This is a genomic window from Rossellomorea aquimaris (assembly GCF_000935355.1).
GTDB lineage: Bacteria > Bacillota > Bacilli > Bacillales > Bacillaceae_B > Rossellomorea > Rossellomorea aquimaris_B.
Genome location: NZ_JXZC01000004.1, coordinates 50,560 through 75,790, shown reverse-complemented (window position 1 = coordinate 75,790; position 25,231 = coordinate 50,560). Strand labels below are relative to the sequence as shown.

The window sequence follows — 25,231 nt, the reverse complement described above, 5'->3', positions numbered from 1 at the left end:
TAAGTTTCTAAAGTATTAAACAACCGTTTAACCCTTTCCACCTTGTCAGACCAACAACTTTCTCTCTTAATCAAACGTTTGTTTAGTGGTCTAACATCTTCACGAGACGGGACATTTGGGTATGCAACTCATCCATTGGAACGAATCGGGCCTTCCTGAACATTTCTTTTCCATCTACAAATACGATGATGACCGGCACAGTAAAAATAGAGAACCCGCCGGCTATTTCCGGTATTTCCTCTGCATCGGCATGAATGGACCTCACATCTTGAAACTCTTCCAATACTTCTTTCACTTGTGGCAAAAGTGCGTGACAAACAGAGCAATTGGGTCTTGAAATGTATAGTAAACTCAGCTTTTCTGCAGCAAGTGTAGCATTTATGGATTCTAAAGAATGAACTTCTTCCATATCTTGAGACCTCCTTTCTTTGATGACACATTAGTAATAGGTATACCCACATCTCCATAGGTTTACCACCCTGAACCCACGGGAAAAGATAAACGACAATACATTATAAAGGAGGAGACCTGAATTGAAACCGACTGTTAAGGAATTTTATGACGATAAGGAATTAATTACTGAAGTTGAAAAGCTATCTTCTCGAGGCGTGGACAAACATAATCTTTATGTATTATCCCATGATGATAACCGGACGGACAGAGTCGCGGAACGCGCTGACGCCAATGAGATTGGTGTCAAGGAAACAGGCATAGGGACTGCAGTAGGGAACATGATCCTGAAAAAAGGCGACGAACTCCGAAATAAACTGATGGAAGTTGGATTTTCTCACGAAGAAGCGGATCAGTACGAAGAAAAGCTCGACGAAGGAAAGATATTATTGATTGTTAAAAACTGACCTTAAAGAGAAATGGCTTAGGATGATTCCCCGGAATCATCCTTTTTTGTCTTGAAAAACATAGAGCTCCCCATTTGATGGTCTTCTAAACTTAGGACCTCTAAATCCTCGTTTTATCAGCTCTTTTCTCATAAACATCATAATCCCGCCATGGCCTACAATGAGAACGTCCTCCCCCTCTTGTATGATCGCATCGACAATCCTATTGATTCTTTCAAGGATTTCATTCTTACTCTCAGGCTGAGAACGATGATTAAACCACCAGGCTACCCGGATCATAAACAAATGTAAAAACAGTGGAAGCTTTCTCTTCGAACTGAATATGGGAGATAGTCTGATTTCACGTAGCTCCTTCAATGATACGATATCCCCGGCATAAACTTTTCGAGCCGTTACTTCTGCCCTGGTTAAGTCACTTGCATAGCACTTCTTCCATTCAATATCATGAAGATCAACCTCATTCTCTTCTACATCTGACTCATCGTACTCTTCTACCCACTTCATCAGTTCTTCGGATGTCACAAATCTATCAGGGTATCCTCTTATTACTTTAAAATGTCTCACGAGACCAACCTTCACACTATCGCCCCCTCCACTGCCATTATACTATTTTTGGCAATAAAAAAAGCATGCGATCTAAACCGCATGCTTTCTTATATTAACCCAACGATACGTCCAGAATCATCATTACAACAAACCCCAACATGAGTCCCAGCGTGGCCAGGTCTGTACTTCCAGATGATTGAGACTCTGGGATCAACTCTTCGACTACCACGAAAATCATGGCCCCCGCAGCAAAAGCAAGTGCGTAAGGAAGCAGTGGCTGCACTAATAGGACAGCAGCTGCACCGATCACGGCAGCAATGGGCTCAACGATGGCTGAAAGCTGACCATAGTTGAAGGATTTCAAACGTGACATCCCTTCTCCACGCAATGGTATCGAAAGTGCTGCCCCTTCAGGCATATTCTGAATACCAATTCCGATCGCGAGTCCGATTGCCCCTACCAATGTTGCGTCCCCAAGTCCCAGGGATGCTGCCCCAAAAGCAACACCGATCGCTAGACCTTCGGGAATATTATGAAGAGTAATGGCCAGGAATAAAAGGGTTGATTTCTTAAATTTAGTCGGAGGTCCCTCCGCTTTTTCCGCTGAGTTCCCTAAGTGTAAATGAGGTACGACAAAATCTAATAATCTTATGAAAAGGCCGCCAAGCAAAAAACCGATTGCAGGAGCGAGCCATGGAATCTGACCGTTTTGTTCACTGAACTCTATTGATGGAGCAAGAAGTGACCAAAACGATGCTGCTATCATGACACCTGCAGCAAACCCGAGCATCATATTCAACGTATGCTTTTCTATTTTGGTAAAGAAAAAAACCGTTGCAGCCCCCAGTGCGGTTAATCCCCATGTCAATGTACCGCCAAAAAGTGCCTGGACGGCTGGGTTGAATCCACTTAACCAATCTAAGAACATAACCAACCCTCTCCTCCGATCAAAAATTTTGAATACCATCATTTTGCATCAAGGAAACTTTCTTTGTCAAAGGAAATGTCATATTTACCATACCTGATCATTTTTCTATATATATGTTATTCATCTTTAGTTTGTGTTTGTATCATTGTTTATACTCCCAAACCAGGGAGTCCTTATTCACAAAAGTTAAAGTGGATATCACTCCAACCAGCTTCTCAAAATTTTTTTTCAACATCCCTCTTTCCAAACTGGTAGAACTTGTTATATACTTTAACTGTATTAAGACACATAGTACACTTTATACAGTTGGGAGGGTGGATATGTTTGAGCTTGATTTAAGAAGTCGGAAGCCCATATATGAACAATTAGTCGAGAAATTAAAGGAGTTAATCATTAATGAGGTGTTGAAGCCGGATGAACAATTGCCTTCTGTTCGTACCTTGGCTCAGCAGCTGACCATAAATCCAAACACAATCCAAAAAGCTTATAGGGAATTAGAAACCCAGGGGTATATTTATTCGGTGAAAGGACGGGGTAGCTTTGTTAATCCTTCAAGTCACATTCAAAACGCGGAGAAAATCATGAAAGTAAAGGAAGAGTTGTCTAAACTTTTGTCTGAGGCTCTTTATTTAGGAATTACGCCTGAAGATTTAAAGCAGATGATTGCTGATATCGAGGCATCGGTAGGAGGTAAGAGTGCTGATGATAGAGATTAAAGGAGTAAGTAAAGCCTTTGAGGGTAATGAAATCATCCATAATATTTCATTCTCAGTTCAAAAAGGTTCAATTTATGGACTGCTCGGATCGAATGGTGCAGGAAAGACGACATTACTCAAGTCCATCGCTGGAGTGTTTAAGCCGGAAAGAGGAGACATTTTCCTAAGGGAGCAACCGATATTTGAGAATATCCCGACGAAGGAAAGCTTGTTTTTCATTCCCGATCAACCTTTTTTCTTTGCCCACTATACGTTAAGTCAAATGGCTCAATTTTACCAACATACTTATAGCCGGTGGGATGTTCATCAATATAAATCTCTCACTAGACTTTTCGGGGTCGATCCTCATAAGAAGCTTCATAAATTTTCAAAAGGCGTCCAGCGTCAGGCAGCTTTTATTCTTGCATTAGCCACGCAACCAGACGTACTCATTCTGGATGAGCCCCTTGACGGATTAGACCCCGTCGTTCGTAAGAAAGTAAAAAACGTACTGATCACAGAAGTTGCCAACCGGGAGATGACGATTCTGATTTCCTCTCACAACCTAAGGGAAGTGGAAGATATTTGTGATCATATCGGAATTTTGCATCAAGGGAGATTTCTGCTTGAGAAAGAGCTTGATGATTTGAAGTCCGGGATTCATAAAGTTCAGCTGGCATTCAGAGGTGAGATTCCTCAGAAGCTTTTTACTGAGCTTGACCTACTACATGAAGAGACCCGGGGAAGTATATCCCTCTGCATCGTCAGAGGTGACGAACAACAGGTGAGAAGCATGATCCAGCCTTATCATCCGGTGATTTTTGATCTGTTGCCGTTGACCCTTGAAGAAATTTTTGTTTATGAAATGGAGGACATTGGATATGCCATCCAAAACATCATGGATCAATAAGGAAGTCATCCTACAAAGCCTTCGGAATGTTGGATGGGTAGGCATTGTCTATTTTGTCGGACTTCTCTTTTCTTTACCGATTGACATTATCGGAAAACTATCCAACGAGAACCAGCCTTTTCCGGTAGCCATTTATGAGAATCTGTTTAAAATGCAATACCCGATCCAAATGGGGTTGATGCTGTTTATTCCAGTCATCTTATCCCTGTTTCTGTTTCGATATTTACATGTGAAACAAGCTGCGGACTTTATGCACAGTCTCCCTATTACACGCAGCAAATTATTTTTCCATTTTACCGGGGTTGGGTTCGCAATACTCATTATTCCGATTGTACTGAATACAGTTATTTTACTCTCCCTTTATTCATTGACAGATCTTCAGCAATACATTGAAGTTCAGGATATTCTCACCTGGTGCGGCATTACCATTCTGATGAATATTCTTCTCTTCACAACCGCTGTCTTTGTGGCCATGATAACGGGGTTGACGGCTGTACAAGGTGCTCTTACCTATATCCTGCTCTTATTGCCGGCGGGCATGTTTATGCTGATATGCTTTAGCTTGAAAAATCTTTTATTTGGATTTCCAGAAGATTATTTTTTCAATATCCAAATTGAACAATATTCCCCTGTCATCAAGGCCGTATATCTTGAGAATAAAATCTTTTCCGGATTAGATGTGACGCTGTTCATAGCTATCACTCTCCTACTCTATGTTTTGTCGTATGTTTTGTATAAAACGAGAAAAGTAGAAGCAGCATCTCAAGCCATCGTGGTTCCTGTTCTGAGACCCCTGTTCAAATATGGAGTCGCTTTTTGTTTCATGCTGGTTGGGGGGATGTACTTCCATGAGATCTATCAGGAGGCAATCTGGACGATATTCGGATATTTTATTGGATCATTCATTGGCTACTATATTGCCGAGATGGTGTTACAAAAACATTGGAGAGTATTCCGGCACTGGAAAGGATATGCAGGGTTTGCCATTACCATTTCTCTTATCGGGGTGTTCATCCAATTTGATTTATTTCAGTATGAAAAGAAGGTTCCTGATTTGAAGGGTATAGAAAAGGTCCATGTCAGTAACAGCTATTATTCCATGAGAGACAATCCCGATAGCCTTATCAAGGATCACTTTATAGACGACCCTCAAACCATTAAAGCCGTCCTTAACCTTCATAAGGAAATCGTCAACAATCACGATCGTACCGTCCCAGACGAGGATAGTGAACAGGTCTTCTTTTATTACAAGATGCACGATGGAAGCAAGCTTGTTAGGAACTACCGTATGAATATAGAAGAGTTTGAATCTCAATATGCTGCTTTATATAAAATGAAAAGTTATAAAGAAACAACGAATGAGATTTTCGCCGTAGATTCAAACAGTGTAGACAAGCTGTCGATTTATGCTGATATGGGGAACAGACAGAGTATAAGCATTGTCGACCCGGAACAAATCAATGAAGCCATCGGAATTTTAAGAGAAGAAACCTATAATGATACGTTAAAAGATCGCCATAGAGTGAACCTCTATAACGTTGAATTACTTCTTTCAGAGAACAAATGGACCCATGTCGGCGTGCATAATAACGATAAGAAATTCGAATCTTGGCTACAGGAGAATGGATACCTTGAAGATGTAAGAGTGACTGCATCTGACATTGAGTGGATGTACGTGATCGATCAAGAGCGTTACCGTAACCGTCTGTTCAACGTCATGGATCCAGATACCGAAGCCCTTGAGTTGAAGAAAGAAAACAAAGGAATTGAAATAGAGGATTCCAAACACGTTGAAGCCATCATGGATCAACTCGTATACAACCAGATGACAAATGAATATATGGTGATCATCAAGTATAAAATCCACGGAAATGTCGAAGTGCGAGGGTTAAAAGCTAAAGATACACCTTCATTCCTAAAAAATAAACTAGACGATTTAGAATAGAAAGTCGAGGTGAAGCCACATGGACACACTTCAGTTCAGAGCATCTCCTCCCTCTTTAGAGGAGATGTATGATCAATTTCACAAGCTGATTTATCATATTGCTTACAACATGACGAAGGACGTTCATTTATCACAGGACATCGTCCAGGAAACATTTCTTAAAGCGTATATCAAAATCGACACTTTATTGGATACGACCAAAACAAAGTCCTGGCTCACTTCTATCGCAAGATGTACGGCAATCGATTTTATCCGTAAAGAATCGAAACGCAATGAAGTCTGCATAGAAGATTATGAAGAAATCAATCCGATTCAGGATGATATTGCTTTGGAAATGGAGATCGAAGCCCGATTCCTCAAGAACAGCATCCAGGAAAACATCAAGAGGCTGCCACCGACCCAGCAGGAGGTCATGTCCTTGAAAGTGACGCAGGATCTTAGTGATGGGGAAATTGCCTTAAAGCTGAATCTGTCTCCCTCCACGGTCAAAACACGATTTCACCGTGCACGAAAGCAGCTATATTCAATTGTTCATGCAAAGACTGCATAGGAAAAGGAGCCTTGTTGAGAAGGCTCCTTTTGTTGTGGAATTCAGGATTAGTACCCCACCTTATAACACTTTACTTAAAAATGCCTGGGTTCTTTCGTGTTTTGGGTTCCCAAAGAGTTCAGACGGTCTGTTTTCTTCCACGATATACCCGCCGTCCATAAAGATGACACGATCCCCTACTTCTCTCGCAAATCCCATTTCATGGGTGACAACGACCATGGTCATGCCCTCTTTCGCAAGCTGTTTCATGACCTCCAGCACCTCTCCTACCATTTCTGGATCAAGGGCTGAAGTAGGTTCATCGAACAGCATGATCTCAGGCTCCATGGCCAGGGCCCGTGCAATGGCCACCCGCTGCTTCTGTCCACCAGATAAGGAGTCCGGGTACACATACGCTTTTTCTCTGAGTCCCACCTTATCAAGTAACTCCAATGCTTTCTTTTCCGCCTTATCCTTTTGCCACTTTCTTACCTTCATCGGAGAGAGCATAATGTTCTGGATCACGGTTTTATGAGGGAAAAGATTGAATTGTTGAAAAACCATTCCCACATCCGTACGTACTTTATTGATGTCTGTTTGTTTGGCGGTTAGATCCCGGTCTTTAATATACACATGACCATCGGTAATTGTTTCTAAAAGATTCAAACAACGCAGAAACGTTGATTTTCCTGAACCCGATGGCCCTATTACTACAACCACTTCTTGCGGTTCGATATTAACGTTAATATCTTTCAATACTTCTAATTCTCCAAAGGACTTCTTAAGATTCACTGCTTTAATCATTCGGTTGCCATCCTCCGCTCAATATAGTTTAGTAGATACGTAAGAGATAGAGTAAGGATTAAATAGATGATAGCGACTGCTAAATAGGGTTCCCATACACGATAATACTGCCCCTGCATGGCCCGGCCCCAGTACATTAGCTCAGGAGCAGCAATGACCGCTGCCAGGGAAGAGTCTTTCAATAACACGATAAATTCATTTCCAAGTGGAGGAATCATCCGCTTAAATGCTTGAGGGATAATGATATGCCTCATCGCCTGGATATTGGTCATCCCCAATGACCTGGCAGCTTCCATCTGTCCCCGGTCAATGGACTGGATTCCGCCGCGGAATATTTCGGCGATATATGCTGTGGCGTTCAACGATAGTGCCACTAATGCAGACACGGCTGGATTAATTTCCGTCATGATCATTGGCATTACACCAAAGTGAATGAGTAGAATCTGTACAAATAATGGCGTACCTCTAAAAAAGTTTATGTACCAAATGAAGGGCGTTCGAACGAGCAGGTAGGGCGAAATCCTGAATATCCCCATCAGCAGTCCGAAGATTAAGCCTAAAAAGATGGCTCCCACGGATAAACCGATTGTTAACAATGCTCCCTTTAGAAAAAAAGGTAAGTATTCTCCAATAATGTCCCATCTGAAATCCAGCATATAATAACTCCTTTTGTCTCGGTAGCGGCTTATGCCGCTTCCCTTTTCAATAGTAGTAAATAGACTATAATAAAAGGGGCAGGTGAAGAAGGAACAATCTTCTTTAACATCCAATAAAGAAGATCTTCCATACCTTTCACTACGCCCCTTGTTCCCTTATTCTGCTTGCTCTAATAAAGCGTCAGTGTTCGGTTCTGTACCAAACCATTCTTTGTAAATCTCAGCATAAGTACCATTTTCAATCACTTCTTTAACCGCTTTATCAAAATCAGCTTTCAGTTCACTGTCTTTAGGGAACATTAAGCCATAAAATTCAGATTCGAAGTTTTCAGGATCTTCAACTGTATTGAAATTGTCATCCGGATTATTTTTCACATATTCATTTACAACCGTATTATCGGTTACCACAGCATCTACTTGACCTTGCTTTAATGCGGTAATGGCAACTACATTGTTTTCATATTTTGAAATATCAGGGCTGTTTTGCCCGACAATTTTCTCTGCTGCCGCCTGACCGGTCGTTCCATTCTGGACCCCGATCTTTAGTCCTTTCAGGTCATCGGCACTCTTGATATCCACACCTTCACCAAACATGATCATGTGTGTGGATTCAAAGTAAGGATTGGAAAAATCAAACGTTTCTTTACGATCATCATTTATAGTAATTCCGGAGATCCCCATATCGACTTCCTTACCACCTTGTACTGCTGCAAACAATGGATCCCATCCAATGTTCTTCACTTCGTACTCATAGCCGGCCTCTTTCATGACAGCCTCTAAGAAATCGATATCAAATCCGACAATTTCCCCTTTATCCATATACTCAAATGGAGCAAAGGCTGCATCGGTACCCACTACAAGCTTCTCTTTTTTATCTTCGCTTGAGCTCGCTTCTTCACTTCCGCAGGCAGTCATAATTCCTGCCATACCAATCATAAATACTAGAAATAACCCTCTTACTTTCTTCTTCATCGTAAGCCCCCTAAAATAGTTTGTATTTTCTAATAATTATAATTATACATATATTTTACTAGAAAACCAATAAGTATTAGAATATTACTAGTATTCAGACTAATCACTTTCTGCTATCATGGATTTTTTTGTATATTTTTTCGGATAATAAAAGAGGTATATTATTTACTAGTTTTATTATCATTTCTACCTTTAACATTGACAGTCTCCTCTTTAGGTTTCAGAATAAGAGTATAAGCCAAGTTTAAAGGGAGAATATATGGATACACATTCGTCTGATTTATATGAATACTTAGTTGATCATGCCTTGGATTTCACTGAAGACTGGTTAAAGTTCCAGAATATTAAATCAGGCTCACATTATTCGCCTGATTCTCCTCCAGAGGTACTGAACAAAATAAAAGAACAAAACTCTAATTATGTGAAGATCATCGCCAAGTGTCTGTTACTTTCTCAAGAAGAGTCAAAGGAATTGATTTATAACTGGACTTTACAAACAGCTGCAGATCGTAGTAAATCCAGTACGACGCTCGATGAGGTTGTTCGTAACTCAGGTGTGTTCAGAAGAGTGTACTGGACGTATGTTGAAAAGTTTGTGGAAGAATCGGACGTAAACATCCAGTTGAAAGAAGTATTTGAGTGGGAACGAAAGATCAATTACGCATTGGATTATGTGTTGGAAACGTTCACTGCCACGTTCCTGAACATACTAATGAATCGGCTCCAGGCACAGTCTACCCTGATCAAGGAATTAAGTACACCGGTCATTTCTTTAACTTCAGAGGTAGGACTTCTGCCTATCATCGGGGATATTGATACGACACGAGCCCGAACGATATTAGAAGCAACCCTTCAACAAAGTGCCGATGCCCATTTATCCATGTTGATCATCGACTTATCAGGTGTGGTATTGGTTGATACCATGGTCGCTCAGCAAATCTTCCACCTCATCGATGCCTTAAATCTACTTGGAGTAAAATCGGTTATCACCGGCATCCGTCCGGAAGTAGCTCAGACAGCCATTCATCTGGGATTAGATTTCTCTACCATTCATACTGAAAATTCTCTTGAACGGATCATTGCCGATGTGATTCAGGAAAATAGCGAATTCTTGCAGGTTTAGAAAGGTAATAAATAAAAAGACTGATTCTAAAAGGGGTATCCTCTTGGAATCAGTCTTTTTTATTATGAATAATGATGAGAAGCTTTATAGCTGGCTTTCACCATGTACTCTTGCTGAAGCAATTTTACTTCGAATAGAGTGATAGGATCGAAATATCGTTCCGGATCGGCTTTCATTTTCTTTAGTGTTTCTTCGTCTGATGCAATATCAGTTTCTGTATCTTTAATCGTGATTTCCAGTTGATTGAATGGCTCCGCGAAGAAAGAGTGAACATCCTGCTGCAGTGATTTTTCGAACAAATCAAACTGAAGGAAGAATTTATTGACAACAGATGCCGTGATATCTTGATAATCTTCGTTCTCTAAATAGCGTTTGTATTGATTGTAGAGTAACGACTTATTCTGAGGTAAAACACCTAACAGCTTCCCTGCACTCTTTAATAAGAACTGTGCCGGTTTGAATCGCAATAAAATATTCTCTTTATCAATCTGAGCCCTCGTTCCCATGCGGCTTACATCCCGACGCCAGTCATCTATTACTTGAAAATCACATTGTAGAACGACTTTGTCTTTACCGAACAGCTCGTTGAAGGTTCCACTCATTTCAGTCAAATAGTTCTGGCTGTCTTGGAGCTCCTGCTTCGAGAAGGCAAGCCATTCCTCAAGAGATTTGACATAACGCGGCATGAGATCTTCTTGGATATAGGCTTGAATGCGCGTATTCATCGCTTCATTCAGTTCCGTATGGATTTGTCTGAAATCACTTTCTTCACTGATCAGTTCCGAACAGCCGCTAAGGATACCAGGGATTTTCTCGGAGATTTCCTTCTTCATCGCTTCTTTCTTTTGATGGAAGGAGTCCTTTATGACTGAGACTTTATCTGCTTGCATGTCACCCAGGTAGTTTTCAAAGCCATTCAAACGCGACAAGATATCTTCATTCTTCTCGATTGTATCTTTCAACTCGTTTTCACGATTCTTACGCTTTGAGTAAAGATCTCTTAATGTTTTTCTGACTAGATAAAATAGTTTGGCCCCACGTTCCGCTTTGAGCGTACTTCCTTTCACCTCATACTGTTCCTTTATGAATGCCTGAACATCCTGTCGTTGCAGATGAACGGCTTCCAGGGATGAATACGGTAATACCTCTGCGTCCGGGAACCATTCCCGGGCTTTATTTCGGGCTGATTCAATGATCTCTTCTGTACGGTCAGAATGAGATACTTTGTCCATCTTATTCAATAAGAAATGAACGTTCACAGGCTGGCCGATTTCCGTTAATTTCCTTAAAGTCTGTCGGTCCTCTGCATTAAACGGGGCATCGGCATTCAAGACATACAGTAAACCATCCGCTACAGGATAAAAGGCTGTCAAATCATCCAGATGCCTTTTGCCTGTTTGAACGTCAATGATGGAGCTTCTATTTTTCTTAAGGAATTCAGACGGGAGCTTATACTCTACGAATGCTTCTCTTTGCATCAGCTCTTCAAAGTCAGCGATGCTCTCTACCTTGTGAACTCCATGATCGTGAATCTCCTTCACTTCTACCTGCTGATCATGATAGCCATAAATGATGGTTGAGCCTTCAGCCTCGCCCACGCTCTCACCTAGAACGGATTGAACAAAGGAAGACTTTCCGCTGGAGCCACTCCCTGCAATTAATAAGTGGTGTTCGGAGAGATCCATTAACTGCTCCGCAATCCATTTTGTTTTATAACCTACAGAAGCATCATTTCGTTCTGACCAATCGATGATTTTATTTAAGAACAGAATAATGTCTTCAAAGCGCGCCTGAGAAGAGTCTGCTTCCAGCAGGATCATTTCTGCCTCATCCGTGACCATCTGTTCAATGCTGTAAGAAAAGACATCGTTCCAGGCCAAAACGGCCGCCGCCGGGAAAAGGGGTTGATGATCCCTGCTCACTTTCAGCCAATTGCTCAGCATAGTAGGCATAAAGCCTTCCAGGTCTTTCACTAAGTAATGACCTTCCAAGAACCCTATGTAAGCTTCCTGGAATTGTGATAAGATGTCTTCCCATGATTCGTTCGGAAGTACTTCCACGTATTCAAAGATCGTATTGACCGTAAGCATCCATTCAATATGGGCCACAGAATTCCTTCTGTAGCTTGTCCATAGGGAAGACACGAGGTCCTTAAACTGTTTACGATCCTTTTCATAAACTGCAATCAACATATCATAGAAATAGTCAGGCGCAAATGACGTTGTATGACCTTGATCCGCATAGTCTCTCAGAATCATGAACCACGCAGGTTCCCTTGTCCGAATCGACTCCTGTACCGCGAGTTCCACAGCCTTATTCCAATCCTCTTGTTCCTCATAAAAAGCCCTGGCAAGTTCGGCCACATTCGGATAGTCCGGATCAATCTTCAACGCTTTTTCAATCGTACGATAGGCTGACTTGATCTTGTTTCGTTCGATATAAAGAGAGAATAACTGAAGGGATACTTCCAACGTTAAAATCGAGCTTTCCGACTGGATCGCTGTATATACATCCTCCGCTGAAGATAACATCCCGAGCTCATAGTAAGAATCCGCGATATTCTTCTTGGCCCAAGGTTCTAACTCGTTCTGGATGCTTTCCCATTTGAAAATAGCCGCTTCATAGTCCTTGCTATGAAAGTAGACCTCACCTTGAGCATATCGAATGTACGATAAATCATACGGTTCGTTTTGCTGCTCTTCTACAAAAGCTTGTCCAAGGACTTCAATTGGATGAAGGTTCACGTCATGGTCTACTAAAAAAGTTCCATAGAATGACTTTTCCATTAGTAATTTTTCTTCTGTCATAATGTCCTCCGTTATATGTGGATCTCCTTTTTGAGAAACCTCACAGACTAGTCTATTTCTATCATTCTAACAGAATTTCATAGGGATAAAATTTCATTTCCTTTTCAATTTCCGATTGATACTTTCTGCCGGGATTCATAGGAATCACTTCCATTACAGAAGAAAGGACTATCCGTTACTAAAGGCGGTCTGCACCTTCAAAAACAAATAGTCCTTTTTACTTACCACCATTATTCAGTCATCAAACTAGGCGGATGTCTGATGAACAAACTTTTTTTGTTTACGGCCTTCCAGTAGCGCCACGACTAAAGCAATGAGCAGGAATAGGCTGGAGATCTGGAATAAAACACCCGTCTCAACATATTGAGCCAGCACGCCGAATACTAACCCGCTTAAGCCGATTCCAAGATCAATGGAGGAGAAGAACATCCCATTCGCTACTCCCCTTCTATTGTCGGGAGTTAACGACAGTGTCCAGGATTGCAGTGTCGGTATAAGCGAACCAAATCCAACTCCAAACAAAATACCTGATACGACAATGAGAAAATCAGAATGAGCATAAGATAATACCCACATGCCTATAAAGGTGATCACGATACAAAAGAGCACAAGACCTTTAGGTCCTCGTTCATCGAACCATTTCCCGGCAATCGGTCTTGATAGAGAGGCCATGATCGCATTACATAAATAGAATAAAAAGATATGCTGTATTCCACGTTCTTCTCCAAAGATGACGATGAACGTTACGATCGATCCGTACCCAAAGGTCACCATAATCGTAATGAACGCCGGGAACCAGCTGGATTTTTCAACTAAAGAGCCAAGATATGAAAATTTCAAATCTTCCTTTTTCGTTTCTTTGACGACTTGAGGTGTATGGTAATGAACGATTCCCAACAAGATAATGGCAATGACACCCAGAGCGCTGGAAGTAATGATCAGATTCGTGAATGTCGTTACCTGGAATAAATAAATTCCGAGACTCGGAGCAATGATCATTCCAATCGTAATCGACAATCCGTAATACCCCATCCCTTCACCCAGACGGGATTTCGGCACCACATCCACGGCTGCCGTCCCATTAACCGTGGTGGACCATCCCCACGCCAGTCCGTGTACAAACCTGAATAAAAGAAAGATGAAGACCACACTGGACAATGGATAAATCACCGTTATCAATAATAACGAGATCCCCCCTATTAAAACGAGAGGTTTCCTGTCTCTATATTCCAACATAAACCCAATAAATGGCCGACTTAAAACAGCACCTATCGAAAATAACGTCGTCACTAATCCAATTTCCAAACCTGAAGCACCTATCGACTTTATATAAGGAGGAAGAGTCGGTATCAGCATCTGAAACGACATAAACACAAACAAGTTTCCTACCATAAGCATAATAAAAGACCTCGTCCATAAAGGATCCTTTACCTTACCCATAAGAAAACCCCCTTTCAACATCTATCACTAACCACTAATTGAAACTAAATGAGAATAATATTTCGGATTACTAAATAATAGCACATAAAACACAATTGCGATACGATTTAAGCCTGATGAAATATGCTAGTTTTTTACAAAAATCGCGAAGTGAAAATTGAAGGACTTTTATGATTGAACGCAGGAATATAGAGGGTTAGTAGTACTAACTATTTTTTTTGGCTCATTCCGGGGATAGAAGGACAACCGCAGGAGCAAATGAATTTGCTCCTGCGGTTGTCCTTCTATCCCCGGCCTTTCAGCTTCTGCTGAAAGGCGAGTGAAACGAACGTTTCACTCGAATGAGTCAAAAAAAAGGAATGCAATATGAAAAGACCCCTCAACCATTTTTATTGGAAGAAAACTCCTTGGTAGAACCATCTATTTCCCAACCTTTTATTGAAAACTCAAAGAATTATACTATAATAACAACATGCCCTAAATTTCTGAATAATCTTATTTGCACGCCTACTCATACATAAATATTTTATATTTCTTATAATCATACAATTACGACTGGAGGTAGTTCTTTGAATTATTCGTTACGCCCCCTCGGCGATCATGCCATCGTTATACAATTAGGAAAGTCCATTCAGCAAGAAACACACGAAATGGTCAAAGCCGTCACCACATTTTTCGAAAACCTGACAATCGACTGGCTTGTTGAACTCATCCCTGCATTTACAACCGTCACACTTTATTACGACCCAATCAAAATCATAGAATCTCACAAGCCATTTCAGAACACATTACCTTACACAATTGTCTGCTCTGAAATTGAACAGCTGCTTTCCAAACTTACAACCTTAGAACAATCAGATGCCCGGATCGTCGACATTCCCGTCTGCTACGGAGGAGAATTCGGACCGGATCTTGAAGAAGTAGCGAACCACAATCATATGTCTACTGAAGATGTCATTGAGAAACATACGAATGGTGACTACCTCGTATACATGATTGGATTCGCCCCGGGATTCCCTTATATCGGAGGCATGTCCCCGGAGATTGCCACCCCTCGAAGAGAATCACCACGCCTCAAAATACCGGCGGGATCAGTCGGGATTGCAGGAGAACAAACAGGCGTTTATCCAATTGAAACACCTGGAGGATGGCAGCTGATTGGCCGTACCCCCTTAAAATTATTCAAACCAAATGACGACGACTCACCAAGCTTACTAAAAGCAGGGGATCGAATTCGTTTCACCCCCATTTCACTCGAAGAATATAAAGCATTGGAGGAGGAACAATGATTAACGTAATGAAACCGGGCCTCCTTTCAACGATTCAGGACCTGGGAAGGTATGGATATCAAAAATATGGTGTCATCGTGAGTGGGAGTATGGATCCTCTCGCTCATAAAATCTCTAATCTGCTGGTGGGTAATGATGAAAACGATGCGACCCTTGAAATGACACTTATGGGCCCAACACTTGAGTTCCAGGAAACTACACTTATATCAATTTGTGGAGGAGACTTATCTCCAACCATTGACGGGAAGCCGGTTCCTTTAAGGAGATCACTATTGATCAAAGCTGGAAGCGTACTTAAATTCGGGGCATGCAAGAGCGGCTGCCGCAGTTACCTTGCGATTGCAGGTGGATTCAATGTAGCGACGGTCATGAATAGCAAATCAACTTACTCAAGAGCTGGGATTGGAGGATTGAATGGCCGCTCATTAAAAGAAGGTGACACCTTGGAACCAGGAACGATCAAGGAAGAATCCGAAAATATGATCGAATATTTACTTCCCTTTTTAGAGGACAATGATTTCACAGAAATTGATTGGTCCATATCATCTGAATTTATCTCGGCTTATCATCAAAAGAAAACCATTCGAGTGATGCCGGGAACCGAGTATGATCTTTTTTCACCAGAAAGCCGGGAACAATTCTTCAATAAACCATTTAAAGTGTCTGCTCAATCCGACCGAATGGGCTACCGCCTGGAAGGTCCGTCCCTCCATCTCGAGCAGGAATTTGATATGATTTCAGAAGCGGTTGCCTTTGGAACGATTCAGGTTCCTTCGAACGGGAAGCCTATTGTTCTGTTAGCGGACCGCCAAACAACGGGAGGCTATCCAAGGATCGGTGATATCGCATCAGTGGATCTTCCTCTGATTGCACAAGCAAAGCCTGGAGAGGAATTGACCTTTACGATGATTTCTCATGAAAAAGCCCAGGAACTCTACATAGACCGTGAACGCCAATTAAGGCAATTAAAGCAGGGTGTTGCTTTGAAATTCAACACGTAGTACATCCCATGACAGCAAAGGAGCGAACGTCTTGAAGAAAAAATCAAATTTCAGCGTATTGTTAGGGGCTGCGTTCTTAATGGCCACATCCGCCATCGGACCAGGCTTCCTGACTCAAACAACCGTTTTTACTCAAACCTTGGCCGCAAGCTTTGGTTTCGTCATCCTTGTTTCAATCCTCATTGATATTGGTGCTCAGCTTAATATATGGCGCATCATTGCCATTTCTGAAAAAAGGGCTCAGGATATCGCCAACGATGTCTTACCGGGATTAGGCTACTTCCTTGCCATCCTCATCGTCCTGGGTGGATTGGCCTTTAACATTGGAAATATTGCCGGAGCAGGATTGGGTACGAATGTTCTTTTTGGTATTTCACCTGAAATGGGCGCATTATTCAGTGGAATTGTCGCCGTTGGAATCTTCCTGGTGAAAGAAGCCGGCAGATTAATGGACAAGTTCGCCCAGATCCTCGGGTTACTCATGATTATCCTTACGGTGTACGTGATGTTTACAGCAAATCCTCCTGTAGGAGAAGCCGTTACGAAAACATTTGCACCAGACACCATTGATTTTCTTGCCATCATTACGCTGGTAGGAGGAACCGTTGGCGGATATATCACATTCGCTGGTGGTCACCGGTTATTAGAAGCCGGAATAACAGGGAAACAAGCCATTCCTGAGATCACGAAAAGCTCAGTATCTGCCATCGGTATCGCGTCCATCATGCGAATCTTCCTTTTCCTTGCTGCTTTGGGGATCGTGTCGCAAGGCTTGCAATTGGACCCTTCCAACCCGCCGGCCTCCGTATTCCAACTGGCTGCAGGTGATATAGGGTACAAGATGTTCGGGATCGTCATGTGGTCCGCTGCTGTTTCGTCCGTTGTGGGCGCTGCCTATACATCCGTGTCCTTTATTCGGACGTTCAGCCCGCTTCTCGAGAAATATCATAAGTGGCTAATCATTGGATTCATTACCGTTTCAACACTAGTATTCGTCATTGTAGGTAAACCTGTCGCGATTTTAATCCTTGTTGGTGCACTTAACGGATTGATATTGCCAATAGCATTAGGTGTTATGCTTATCGCCGCTCATAAAACCAAAATCGTCGGTGATTACAAGCACCCGGTCTGGATGACCATTTTCGGTGCGTTGATTGTCGTGGCCATGTCATACATGGGTGTTTACTCGTTAATCAAGGGCATTCCTCAATTGTTTAGTTAAGTGGAAAAGAAGAACCTCGATCCATTTTGGATCGAGGTCTTTTTTGTTTATGGGATTCGATGGCGGAGTCTTGATCGGTGCCTTTGATTGGTGCCTGGCACCGATCCACACTTTTATGCCTGGCACCAAAATTAATAAAATACCCAAAGATAAAAAAAGAGACCACTAAAGGCCTCTCTCCAAACACTACTGAATAATATTCTTCACTCGCCCGACTTGTCCATCTTCTAAACGGACTTTAATACCGTGGGGATGATTCGGTGAGTTGGTTAAAATATCTTTAACAATCCCACGTGTAAGTTTATTTGTTCTTTGGTCTTTTTTCAGGACGATATCCACTTCAAGACCCTGTTTAATATTGGAACGCTGTTGTCCGCTCATTGTATTTCTCCATTTCATAAGGTGGTTTCCGAAAGTCTTTATCCAGGGGAGAAGCTAGTCTTCATCCTTCACATCGATATCTTCCGGAATCGGTTCACTCAAATATTCAGCAAGCTGACGCTTCATCTTTTCCATTTGCTCCAGGTGCTGATTGAATTGGTCCCTGTATACTAAATATTGCTCTCCGTCATGTACTGCCCGTATTTTCTTTTGCTGAATGAGGCTCTCAATATACGACTGGGGCAGAGACAGATATTCGGCTGTTTCTTCAATTGTGAGATACATCGGCTTTCTTCCTCGCTTATTCTACTAACTCAATCTTCGCAACGGCTTCACAGTGCATCGTTTGCGGAAACATATCAACAGGCTGTACCTCTTTCGTTTTATACCCGCCATCTTCTAATATTCTAAGGTCCCGTGCAAGTGTACCGGGGTTACACGATACATAAACGACCCTCTTCGGCTTCATGGCCAGGATCGTATTCAGAAGTGCTTCATCACAACCCTTACGTGGAGGATCCACGACAAGCACGTCGGCTCTGATTCCTTCTTTATACCAATCAGGAATGACCACCTCGGCAGGTCCTGCTTTAAACTCTACATTGGTCATTTCGTTTAACTCAGCATTTTTCTTCGCATCTTCTATCGCCTGCGGGACAATTTCAACCCCGTACACTTTTTTTGCTTTTTGGGCAAGGAAAAGGGAAATTGTTCCAATTCCGCAATACGCATCGATGACAGTTTCTTCCCCTTGTAAATCAGCGTATTCCAATGCTTTATCATAGAGCACCTTCGTTTGCTCAGGATTCACCTGATAGAAGGATCTCGCGGAAATCGCAAATTTCACGTCTCCGATGTAATCATAGATCACTTCTTCTCCCCAAAGAACGCGGGTGGTGTCCCCCATTATCACATTCGTTTTCTTAGGATTCACATTATGGACAACCGATTTCAACCCTTCAATATTCTCGACGAGGGCTTCGATGATTGCATTCTTATGAGGAAGCTCCGGCGTACGAGTGACCAACACGACCATCACTTCTCCCGTCGTATACGCCGTCCGGGTCATAATATGACGGAGGGTCCCCTTATGATTCTTCTCATCATAGGGACGGACCTCCAGTTTCTCGCATATATCCTTTACATGCTGAATCACTTCATCATTTTTTTCATACTGGATGATACATTTGTCCATATCGATGATTTCATGGCTTCGTTTTTGATAGAAGCCGGCTACAAAGCGTCCGTCTTTTTCCCCTACAGGTACTTGGGCTTTGTTGCGGTAGCGCCATGGTTCTTCCATCCCCAAAACCTGGTGAACGTTTACGTCATGAAGCTTTCCTATGCGCTGCATGACATCGCGGACATTTTTTTCTTTTGCCTGCAGCTGTCCTTCATAGGTCATATGCTGAATTTGGCAGCCCCCGCATTCTTTGTAGATCGGACATGGAGGCTCCTGGCGAAACGGACTTTCCTGGGTACGCTCTGTCAGCCGCCCAAACCCATAGCCTTTACTCGTTTTCACGACCTTAACCTTGCCTTCCTCACCTGGCAGGGCATTGGGAACGAATAACGGGTATCCGTCCACCTTCGTCACCCCATTCCCGTCATGGGTCAGATCTTCAAATACTGCTTCATCTATATAATCATTTTTTTGAACTGGCGCATTTTTACTCACGTATATCTTCCTTTACGAATTCCTTTTTAAGTCTCTACTGATTGTACCATAAATGGAGGTCGAGAATGAAATGGATAAAGGTCCGTCCCTCTCTATGTAAAAAAAGCAACGAACGCGGTGGTTCGATGCTTTTATCGTTTAGTAAATGGCATATTTTCGCTTTCGCTATCTGCCGCTTGAATGGACTCTATTGCTTCGTTTAGATAAAGTTTGAATTCTTCTCCTTTATCAACATCGCTCTCTTTAATAGATTCCTTGATACATTTGAAGTTATCAATGAGATGGTCTGATTTCATGCCTCTGCTCACCAGCACGCTGTTGAGCCAAAGGGCATAGTCAGAAAAAACCTTTGATTCACCAACATCAGATGCCGATTCCAGATAGTTGAAATGGTGAATATTATCTTCATAGCATTTTTTCCGTCCGACCTCACCGTACTTTTCATCCAATTCAGGATATTGTTCGTACAGTTTTGCCACCGCATCTTCTATCACACTCTTATATTTATTTTCCATTAGTACGCCACCACCTTAAAACGATGAATGGAAGGAATGATCGAAGCCAGCTCCTGGTCAGGGTACTTCTTCTCCAATTCGTGAATACGTTTATAGTCTTCACTCTGCACCCACGTCATAAAATATTCCTTCGTGTCCCACTCCATATGAACTGTGATCTCTCCCGGTTTTTTCTCATTTTGCAAGAGCAGGAAGCGTTGAAACCCTTCAGCCTTGTCGACTATTCCTGAACGGGAATGATAGATTGAAATCACTTCATCAGCCTTTTCATCAGGAACTATAAATGTTGAATGTACGATATACATTGAATTCACCCTTCCAGTGGCACTGTTTGTCATACATGCTTTTTATCCACTGTAACATAGTCGCGGAGTGGTGGGGAATACAAAATTTAACAGGAGTTATCGATTGAGAATACTTTCTTCTAAGACGTCATATATATTTTCAAAATTTCTTTCGATATGCTTCTCTCCCCATTAAGAGTTGTCCGACTTTGGGACCGTTTATGGCATCCGCGCAGATGTCTCGAAGTAAGATGAGTCAGACGAATTAATTTCGAGAGTAAACGAACTATGAGACCTGGATACATGGACGCACATTCATCACAGACTTAGCGAATGAAAACGGTCAGGATCTGGACATATTTATCAGTGAATACTCTATTTCCTTTTACAACGCTATGCCACAGTGGAGGAAGTGGCTGTTACAATTGTTTTCCTGGCTTCCGAGAAAGCTTCCACAATAAACGGTGCAGCTCAACGTGTCGAAGGCGGATCATCCAGAGTATTCTATAAGACCCATTCTTTTAACAGGTTCATGTAATTCTTCATTTTACTAGATATTATGTTAAAACTTACCTCGTTTTATCCGATGAACAAAGGGTAAAATGGTATGTGCAATAATTCTAGAAAGAGAAGGTAGATAAATATGAACCCAGACTTCTTAGTAAACCTTATCCTCGTAGGAAATGTTTTTCTTGGAGTGTTATTCGCTCTCAAGTCAAGAAGGTGGTGGCTACCCTACATCTTGATTGCAGTCACTTTTTTAACATTGACCTTTGGTTTTGGGATTTCCCTCTTACTTAATAAAGAGTCCATCCTTGCTTATCTATTTGTGTTTGTGGTGGGGCAACTCATTTGGGTCTTTACATTTGTGATCGTGGCCCACATTCTGTCTTGGATTGTGAGAAAAGTTCCTTTCCGTCATAAACAACAGATCGGCTGGGGCTTTCTCATTGGTTTCCCGCTGACTTTCAGTGTATTTTTGTTAGTTAACTAGAGAATCAAATATACAAAAAAAAGGAATGCCACCTCGGCATTCTTTTTTATCATTATTCAGCTTTATCTTCCGGGCGGATCTTATCAAGAGGGACAAATACCTGCAGGTGGCGGTATAGGTTTTCAAATTCTGCCGGAAGGACTCCTCCGAGCTCCCCATCTACATTTAGTTGTACCTTTTCTTTTGCTTTGATTTTAATTCGATTAGCCTGTGTGTAAATGACGTTGGGATCATTTACGTGCTCACCACGAACGGCCAATGTCGCAATACGGATAAACTCAGCCAGATTGGTTTTCTTTAAAATTAAGAGAGAGAATAAACCATCATTGATTGAAGCATCCGGTGCCAACTTTTCAAAGCCCCCGACAGAGTTCGTTAAACCAATGAGGAATAGCATCGCTTCTCCTTCAAATAGCTTTCCATCATACTCAATTGAAACATCCGTCGGCTTGATGGATGGAAGCATCTCAATTCCTTTTAAATAGTAGGCCAGCTGCCCCATCATCGTTTTAAGCTTGCTTGGCACTTCGTAAGTCAATTCGGTTATTCTTCCTCCACCGGCGATGTTAATGAAATATCGATCGTTCATCCGTCCGATATCGACAGGGATGGAATCACCATTCGTGATGACATCAATAGCTGATCCAATATCCTTTGGAATATGAAGAGCACGTGCAAAGTCGTTCGTTGTGCCCATTGGAACAATTCCTAGTTTCGGTCGGTAATCCTGCTCGGCTAACCCGTTGACTACTTCATTTAGAGTGCCATCTCCTCCTGCAGCGACAACGATATCGTACTTGCGTTCTACAGCAATGCGTGCAGCTTCTGTTGCATCTCCTTCGCAAATGGTTGCGTGAACAGAGGTTTCATATCCAGCTTGTTCTAATTTAATTAATACTTCTGCAAGGTGCTTTTTGAATAGCTCTCGACCAGAAGTTGGATTATAAATAATTCTTGCTCGTTTCATACCCCATCATCCTAATCTGTATTAATTCCAAAAACTCGTCCTGTTATATTCCATCTTTTAACATCATATACTAATTATTTTTTTTCATGCAATGTTTATTCAATTGGAAATCTATTATAAAGCGTCTTCCGGTCAATATCATAACTCTTTTCGCTGGAAAAATCTAATGGAAATTGAAAATTGTAAACTCATAAAGCAATCTCCCCCGATCATTGTTATAAAAAATACATAAATCGGCACTCTCTTTCGTAATGTTTGACATTGACTCATGTTTACACGGTTGATTTTAAGAAACCTTTTGTATAAACAAAAAAACCATCCCGAATATCAACTTGATATTCCAGACGGTTTATGGGAACAGTTTGATATTCCGCTGTTGTAAAAACTGGATGGATTCCTGAAGGGACGATGAATCAAAGTGGTAGACTTCCCCGACGATATCTTTCCACTTATCAAGATCCTTCATCTGATATTCACGGATGTTTCGGTAGGTCATCACTTTCAATGTCTCATTACGCAGGAAGTAGCACTGATTGCCCTGGAAGCGAACGGCCGTGATTCTTCTCATTGTTATGTTGTCATCGGAATCCAAGTAGGATGCTTCTATGTCGGCTTCTAATTCTTCTTCCTCTAATGGGACCCACTCAATGATTTTTTTTACAAAAGATTTGCCATTTGAACGGCGATCCACTTCAAATTCCCGAATGTCTTTCTGGGTGAAAATAATTTCTTCCCCGAAGCCGTGAAGAAGATGCCTCTGCCTCGCTTCAAGCTCCACGGGCTTCATGATCGGTGACCCATATCCCACATCCACGTAGAGCTTACGGTTATTAATGGTAATCATTAATCCTAGGTGGCCCGGCTGCACTCTGACAAAATGACAATCGAAGCCTAATTTTTTCAATAGTCTCCCAAAGTTAATGTTTAATGTAAAACAGGTGCCTCCCCACCCTTTAGAGTGGAGATTTTCCGCGAAGGTGTGTAAGGAAGGCACAAAGGATTCCCCCTGAGAGAAGTAATAAAATTTACTGAAGGTCTCATATGGAATCCTGATTAAGTGCTGCTGGATAAGTCGTTGCAAGTAGTTTAACGTAGGGGGCTCTATATCCATATTTAAATAATTTACATATTTTTCCGCTGATTCCAATCCGATCACTCTTTCTACTTTTTCATCAGGCAGACTGTAAACTGGTGCTGAAGAGTAAACTCATGAAGAGCATCGTAACGCCCTGACAGGAACGTATGTAATGATTGCAATAATCCCTCTCTCTCACTATTCTCTAAATGAGTGAGCCAGGATAAGGAGCCTACTCGTTCACACCAAGACTGTAACGTAAAGTCGACTGGGTAATAAAATGTATAAAAATCTTTCAAGTTAAAGTCAGCTTCCTGCCATTCTAACAGCCATTCCACCGGAAATCCATTCAATTGTTTCACTGAATCGGCTTTTGATCCGGGTGGAGTTATCTCTATATAATCATTTAAAAACGTCATCGTATCCTTTACCACCTCGTGATGTGGCAGGAAGCTGGAATCACTCACAATGAACGTTCCTTTTTCCTTCAGAATCCGTTTCATTTCGCTAATCGCTCTCGGGCGGTCGAATAAATGCCAGCTTCTGTGGATTATGGTGATATCATAGTATTGATCCGGCAGATTCGTAGATTCGGCTGTGCCAGTAAGATATGGGATTTCCAAGTATTGCTTACTCTCTAATGCCTTGGCAGCTTTCCTGAGCTCGATAGACGGCTCGACCCCGATCACTTCGGCTCCACGCTTGTGAAGCTTTCGTGTCATAGCACCGGTGCCAGCACCAATTTCAGCCACTTTTCTCCCTTCCCACACAATTCCCCTGACCTTTAACGTATCAAAGAATTGATGCGGAATATCTTCACAAGACACAGCATAACGAGAGGACACATGACCAAAATTAACTTCCATTTACTCTCTTCCCCTATCATAATTGATTTTCCCTAAAATGAACGTTACGATTTCATTTCAACTCCATCACAAAAGCCTTCCGACAACCTACATACTACATTCTGTATCCTGTCCCCAAAATCCTCCTGTCTGAATGATAGAGGGACGGACCTCCAAGGTTTTTATATCATAATAGTTAAAACCCTGCTGAATCATCTCTTACTTTAAGGAATTATCCTGTTTTGATTGGTTGTAAACCTTTAAATATATTATATTTCTATCATTTGATATGGGAATTCAAATAAGAAATAGAGGTCCGTCCCTAACCTAAAAAAAACGGTCATCAAAAATGACCGTTTGAGATGTAATGATATTTAGTTGTTGGCTCCAGCTGCGATTCGCTTTACGTTTTGTTCAGCGGTTTTTGTCAGGTCCGGAGTAAATCCGTTTTTCATTCGTTGATTTTCTTCATTGAAGTAGTCCTGAACTTCTTGATCAAATTCTATTTCGATGAGATCACGGATATCTGTAATTCTAAGGGCGATCATAATGGAAACAAGATGAGCCACCGTTAAGGATTTCTTCTTGAAATTAACCAGCTCATTGATCGTAGCCACTCTTAGCCCTGTTAAGCGATGAAGATCGCCTTGTGTCAATCCTCGTTCACGCAGGATTTCTCCCAATTTAATGTGAATTTTATGGGGAAATTTATTTAGCGCTTCTATCACAATTGTATTTGTCTTTTGGTGAATCATGATGCTTCAACTC

28 protein-coding genes are annotated in these 25,231 nt (G+C 41.8%); 11 read left to right on the top strand and 17 right to left on the bottom strand.

The features are described from left to right. Positions 1-82: 82 nt before the first annotated feature. Positions 83-409 (bottom strand): thioredoxin family protein, encoded by a 327-nt coding sequence (locus TV75_RS12295; protein ID WP_044339074.1) that lies wholly within the window; start codon positions 407-409, stop codon positions 83-85. A 124-nt stretch (positions 410-533) separates the two neighbouring features. On the opposite strand from TV75_RS12295, the gene TV75_RS12290 reads away from it, so the two are divergent. Next, complete coding sequence (locus TV75_RS12290; protein WP_044339073.1) at positions 534-857, top strand: general stress protein; 324 nt, start codon at positions 534-536, stop codon at positions 855-857. Positions 858-893: 36 nt separating this feature from the next. Here TV75_RS12290 and TV75_RS12285 read toward each other — a convergent pair whose 3' ends face one another. Together TV75_RS12285 and TV75_RS12280 are read right to left on the bottom strand one after the other, a co-directional pair. After that, positions 894-1,436 carry a histidine phosphatase family protein gene (locus TV75_RS12285; protein WP_044339072.1) on the bottom strand — a complete coding sequence of 181 codons (543 nt, stop codon included), beginning with the start codon at positions 1,434-1,436 and terminating at the stop codon, positions 894-896. Between the two features lie 79 nt (positions 1,437-1,515). After that, a complete protein-coding gene (locus TV75_RS12280) occupies positions 1,516-2,331 on the bottom strand; it encodes a ZIP family metal transporter (RefSeq protein WP_044339071.1) in 816 nt (271 codons plus the stop codon). A gap of 320 nt (positions 2,332-2,651) precedes the next feature. On the opposite strand from TV75_RS12280, the gene TV75_RS12275 reads away from it, so the two are divergent. Genes TV75_RS12275 through TV75_RS12260 form a run of 4 tightly spaced genes read left to right on the top strand, consistent with a single transcriptional unit; the run spans position 2,652 to position 6,431 of the window. Continuing rightward, complete coding sequence (locus TV75_RS12275) at positions 2,652-3,047, top strand: GntR family transcriptional regulator (RefSeq protein ID WP_044339070.1); 396 nt, start codon at positions 2,652-2,654, stop codon at positions 3,045-3,047. Continuing rightward, positions 3,034-3,936, top strand: coding sequence for an ABC transporter ATP-binding protein (locus TV75_RS12270; RefSeq protein ID WP_044339069.1), 903 nt, complete (start codon positions 3,034-3,036; stop codon positions 3,934-3,936). The genes TV75_RS12275 and TV75_RS12270 overlap by 14 nt, the downstream gene beginning before the upstream one ends. After that, on the top strand, positions 3,908-5,881 hold the full coding sequence (locus tag TV75_RS12265) for a DUF6449 domain-containing protein (protein WP_052504550.1): 1,974 nt from the start codon (positions 3,908-3,910) through the stop codon (positions 5,879-5,881). The genes TV75_RS12270 and TV75_RS12265 overlap by 29 nt, the downstream gene beginning before the upstream one ends. A 19-nt stretch (positions 5,882-5,900) precedes the next feature. Continuing rightward, positions 5,901-6,431, top strand: coding sequence for an RNA polymerase sigma factor (locus TV75_RS12260; protein WP_044339068.1), 531 nt, complete (start codon positions 5,901-5,903; stop codon positions 6,429-6,431). Between the two features lie 60 nt (positions 6,432-6,491). Here TV75_RS12260 and TV75_RS12255 read toward each other — a convergent pair whose 3' ends face one another. The 3 genes from TV75_RS12255 to TV75_RS12245 all read right to left on the bottom strand — a co-directional run bounded on the left by TV75_RS12255 (position 6,492) and on the right by TV75_RS12245 (position 8,842). Then, positions 6,492-7,214 carry an amino acid ABC transporter ATP-binding protein gene (locus TV75_RS12255; protein ID WP_044339067.1) on the bottom strand — a complete coding sequence of 241 codons (723 nt, stop codon included), beginning with the start codon at positions 7,212-7,214 and terminating at the stop codon, positions 6,492-6,494. Then, positions 7,211-7,867 (bottom strand): amino acid ABC transporter permease, encoded by a 657-nt coding sequence (locus TV75_RS12250; protein WP_044339227.1) that lies wholly within the window; start codon positions 7,865-7,867, stop codon positions 7,211-7,213. Before TV75_RS12250 ends, TV75_RS12255 begins: the two co-directional genes overlap by 4 nt. A gap of 159 nt (positions 7,868-8,026) precedes the next feature. After that, positions 8,027-8,842 (bottom strand): basic amino acid ABC transporter substrate-binding protein, encoded by an 816-nt coding sequence (locus TV75_RS12245; protein WP_044339066.1) that lies wholly within the window; start codon positions 8,840-8,842, stop codon positions 8,027-8,029. Positions 8,843-9,101: 259 nt separating this feature from the next. On the opposite strand from TV75_RS12245, the gene TV75_RS12240 reads away from it, so the two are divergent. After that, positions 9,102-9,965, top strand: coding sequence for an STAS domain-containing protein (locus TV75_RS12240; RefSeq protein WP_044339065.1), 864 nt, complete (start codon positions 9,102-9,104; stop codon positions 9,963-9,965). Positions 9,966-10,027: 62 nt separating this feature from the next. On the opposite strand, the gene TV75_RS12235 is transcribed toward TV75_RS12240, so the two are convergent. Further along, positions 10,028-12,772 carry a hypothetical protein gene (locus TV75_RS12235; RefSeq protein WP_044339064.1) on the bottom strand — a complete coding sequence of 915 codons (2,745 nt, stop codon included), beginning with the start codon at positions 12,770-12,772 and terminating at the stop codon, positions 10,028-10,030. 246 nt (positions 12,773-13,018) lie between these two features. Further along, positions 13,019-14,212, bottom strand: a complete 1,194-nt coding sequence (locus TV75_RS12230; protein WP_253275525.1) for an MFS transporter — start codon at positions 14,210-14,212, stop codon at positions 13,019-13,021. A gap of 569 nt (positions 14,213-14,781) precedes the next feature. Between TV75_RS12230 and pxpB the strand changes: the two genes are divergently transcribed. Genes pxpB through TV75_RS12215 form a run of 3 tightly spaced genes read left to right on the top strand, consistent with a single transcriptional unit; the run spans position 14,782 to position 17,724 of the window. Then, positions 14,782-15,501 (top strand): 5-oxoprolinase subunit PxpB, encoded by a 720-nt coding sequence (gene pxpB / locus TV75_RS12225; protein ID WP_052504549.1) that lies wholly within the window; start codon positions 14,782-14,784, stop codon positions 15,499-15,501. Continuing rightward, complete coding sequence (locus TV75_RS12220; RefSeq protein WP_044339061.1) at positions 15,498-16,502, top strand: biotin-dependent carboxyltransferase family protein; 1,005 nt, start codon at positions 15,498-15,500, stop codon at positions 16,500-16,502. Before pxpB ends, TV75_RS12220 begins: the two co-directional genes overlap by 4 nt. Before the next feature lie 31 nt (positions 16,503-16,533). Continuing rightward, the gene (locus TV75_RS12215) at positions 16,534-17,724 is read left to right on the top strand and encodes an NRAMP family divalent metal transporter (protein ID WP_044339060.1); all 1,191 of its coding nucleotides are present in this window, start codon (positions 16,534-16,536) and stop codon (positions 17,722-17,724) included. Between the two features lie 186 nt (positions 17,725-17,910). Here the strand turns inward: TV75_RS12215 and TV75_RS12210 are convergent, their stop codons facing one another. From TV75_RS12210 to TV75_RS12190, 5 genes are all read right to left on the bottom strand, one after another. Beyond that, positions 17,911-18,105, bottom strand: coding sequence for a YwbE family protein (locus TV75_RS12210; RefSeq protein WP_044339059.1), 195 nt, complete (start codon positions 18,103-18,105; stop codon positions 17,911-17,913). 54 nt (positions 18,106-18,159) lie between these two features. Then, positions 18,160-18,390: an excisionase family DNA-binding protein gene (locus TV75_RS12205; protein ID WP_044339058.1), complete on the bottom strand. Its 231-nt coding sequence runs from the start codon at positions 18,388-18,390 to the stop codon at positions 18,160-18,162. A gap of 16 nt (positions 18,391-18,406) precedes the next feature. Beyond that, the gene (gene rlmD / locus TV75_RS12200) at positions 18,407-19,783 is read right to left on the bottom strand and encodes a 23S rRNA (uracil(1939)-C(5))-methyltransferase RlmD (protein WP_044339057.1); all 1,377 of its coding nucleotides are present in this window, start codon (positions 19,781-19,783) and stop codon (positions 18,407-18,409) included. A gap of 131 nt (positions 19,784-19,914) precedes the next feature. Next, positions 19,915-20,298 (bottom strand): hypothetical protein, encoded by a 384-nt coding sequence (locus TV75_RS12195; protein WP_044339056.1) that lies wholly within the window; start codon positions 20,296-20,298, stop codon positions 19,915-19,917. Next, positions 20,298-20,603, bottom strand: a complete 306-nt coding sequence (locus TV75_RS12190; protein WP_044339055.1) for an antibiotic biosynthesis monooxygenase family protein — start codon at positions 20,601-20,603, stop codon at positions 20,298-20,300. The genes TV75_RS12195 and TV75_RS12190 overlap by 1 nt, the downstream gene beginning before the upstream one ends. 349 nt (positions 20,604-20,952) lie before the next feature. On the opposite strand from TV75_RS12190, the gene TV75_RS21535 reads away from it, so the two are divergent. Together TV75_RS21535 and TV75_RS12185 are read left to right on the top strand one after the other, a co-directional pair. Beyond that, positions 20,953-21,120: an SDR family oxidoreductase gene (locus TV75_RS21535; RefSeq protein ID WP_437176713.1), complete on the top strand. Its 168-nt coding sequence runs from the start codon at positions 20,953-20,955 to the stop codon at positions 21,118-21,120. Between the two features lie 105 nt (positions 21,121-21,225). Beyond that, positions 21,226-21,576, top strand: a complete 351-nt coding sequence (locus tag TV75_RS12185; protein WP_044339054.1) for a hypothetical protein — start codon at positions 21,226-21,228, stop codon at positions 21,574-21,576. Positions 21,577-21,628: 52 nt separating this feature from the next. Here TV75_RS12185 and TV75_RS12180 read toward each other — a convergent pair whose 3' ends face one another. From TV75_RS12180 to TV75_RS12165, 4 genes are all read right to left on the bottom strand, one after another. Next, on the bottom strand, positions 21,629-22,543 hold the full coding sequence (locus TV75_RS12180) for a diacylglycerol kinase (RefSeq protein WP_044339053.1): 915 nt from the start codon (positions 22,541-22,543) through the stop codon (positions 21,629-21,631). A 349-nt stretch (positions 22,544-22,892) separates the two neighbouring features. Then, a complete protein-coding gene (locus TV75_RS12175; RefSeq protein WP_044339226.1) occupies positions 22,893-23,654 on the bottom strand; it encodes an arylamine N-acetyltransferase in 762 nt (253 codons plus the stop codon). 50 nt (positions 23,655-23,704) lie between these two features. Further along, complete coding sequence (locus TV75_RS12170; RefSeq protein ID WP_044339052.1) at positions 23,705-24,484, bottom strand: class I SAM-dependent methyltransferase; 780 nt, start codon at positions 24,482-24,484, stop codon at positions 23,705-23,707. A gap of 353 nt (positions 24,485-24,837) precedes the next feature. Further along, positions 24,838-25,218 (bottom strand): helix-turn-helix domain-containing protein, encoded by a 381-nt coding sequence (locus tag TV75_RS12165; RefSeq protein ID WP_034760875.1) that lies wholly within the window; start codon positions 25,216-25,218, stop codon positions 24,838-24,840. Positions 25,219-25,231: the final 13 nt, after the last annotated feature.

Bases quoted from the DNA above. Each gene is read 5' to 3' on its own strand.
- TV75_RS12280 (WP_044339071.1), bottom strand. From the start codon at position 2,331: ATGTTCTTAGATTGGTTAAGTGGATTCAACCCAGCCGTCCAGGCACTT.
- TV75_RS12220 (WP_044339061.1), top strand. From the start codon at position 15,498: ATGATTAACGTAATGAAACCGGGCCTCCTTTCAACGATTCAGGACCTG.
- TV75_RS12260 (WP_044339068.1), top strand. From the start codon at position 5,901: ATGGACACACTTCAGTTCAGAGCATCTCCTCCCTCTTTAGAGGAGATG.
- TV75_RS12165 (WP_034760875.1), bottom strand. From the start codon at position 25,218: ATGATTCACCAAAAGACAAATACAATTGTGATAGAAGCGCTAAATAAA.
- TV75_RS12245 (WP_044339066.1), bottom strand. From the start codon at position 8,842: ATGAAGAAGAAAGTAAGAGGGTTATTTCTAGTATTTATGATTGGTATG.
- TV75_RS12170 (WP_044339052.1), bottom strand. From the start codon at position 24,484: ATGGAAGTTAATTTTGGTCATGTGTCCTCTCGTTATGCTGTGTCTTGT.
- TV75_RS12265 (WP_052504550.1), top strand. From the start codon at position 3,908: ATGCCATCCAAAACATCATGGATCAATAAGGAAGTCATCCTACAAAGC.
- TV75_RS12230 (WP_253275525.1), bottom strand. From the start codon at position 14,212: ATGGGTAAGGTAAAGGATCCTTTATGGACGAGGTCTTTTATTATGCTT.
- TV75_RS12195 (WP_044339056.1), bottom strand. From the start codon at position 20,298: ATGGAAAATAAATATAAGAGTGTGATAGAAGATGCGGTGGCAAAACTG.
- TV75_RS12205 (WP_044339058.1), bottom strand. From the start codon at position 18,390: ATGTATCTCACAATTGAAGAAACAGCCGAATATCTGTCTCTGCCCCAG.
- TV75_RS12190 (WP_044339055.1), bottom strand. From the start codon at position 20,603: ATGTATATCGTACATTCAACATTTATAGTTCCTGATGAAAAGGCTGAT.
- TV75_RS12275 (WP_044339070.1), top strand. From the start codon at position 2,652: ATGTTTGAGCTTGATTTAAGAAGTCGGAAGCCCATATATGAACAATTA.
- TV75_RS12175 (WP_044339226.1), bottom strand. From the start codon at position 23,654: ATGGATATAGAGCCCCCTACGTTAAACTACTTGCAACGACTTATCCAG.
- TV75_RS12255 (WP_044339067.1), bottom strand. From the start codon at position 7,214: ATGATTAAAGCAGTGAATCTTAAGAAGTCCTTTGGAGAATTAGAAGTA.
- TV75_RS12235 (WP_044339064.1), bottom strand. From the start codon at position 12,772: ATGACAGAAGAAAAATTACTAATGGAAAAGTCATTCTATGGAACTTTT.
- TV75_RS12180 (WP_044339053.1), bottom strand. From the start codon at position 22,543: ATGAAACGAGCAAGAATTATTTATAATCCAACTTCTGGTCGAGAGCTA.
- TV75_RS12210 (WP_044339059.1), bottom strand. From the start codon at position 18,105: ATGAGCGGACAACAGCGTTCCAATATTAAACAGGGTCTTGAAGTGGAT.
- TV75_RS12185 (WP_044339054.1), top strand. From the start codon at position 21,226: ATGAACCCAGACTTCTTAGTAAACCTTATCCTCGTAGGAAATGTTTTT.
- TV75_RS12295 (WP_044339074.1), bottom strand. From the start codon at position 409: ATGGAAGAAGTTCATTCTTTAGAATCCATAAATGCTACACTTGCTGCA.
- TV75_RS12270 (WP_044339069.1), top strand. From the start codon at position 3,034: ATGATAGAGATTAAAGGAGTAAGTAAAGCCTTTGAGGGTAATGAAATC.
- TV75_RS12240 (WP_044339065.1), top strand. From the start codon at position 9,102: ATGGATACACATTCGTCTGATTTATATGAATACTTAGTTGATCATGCC.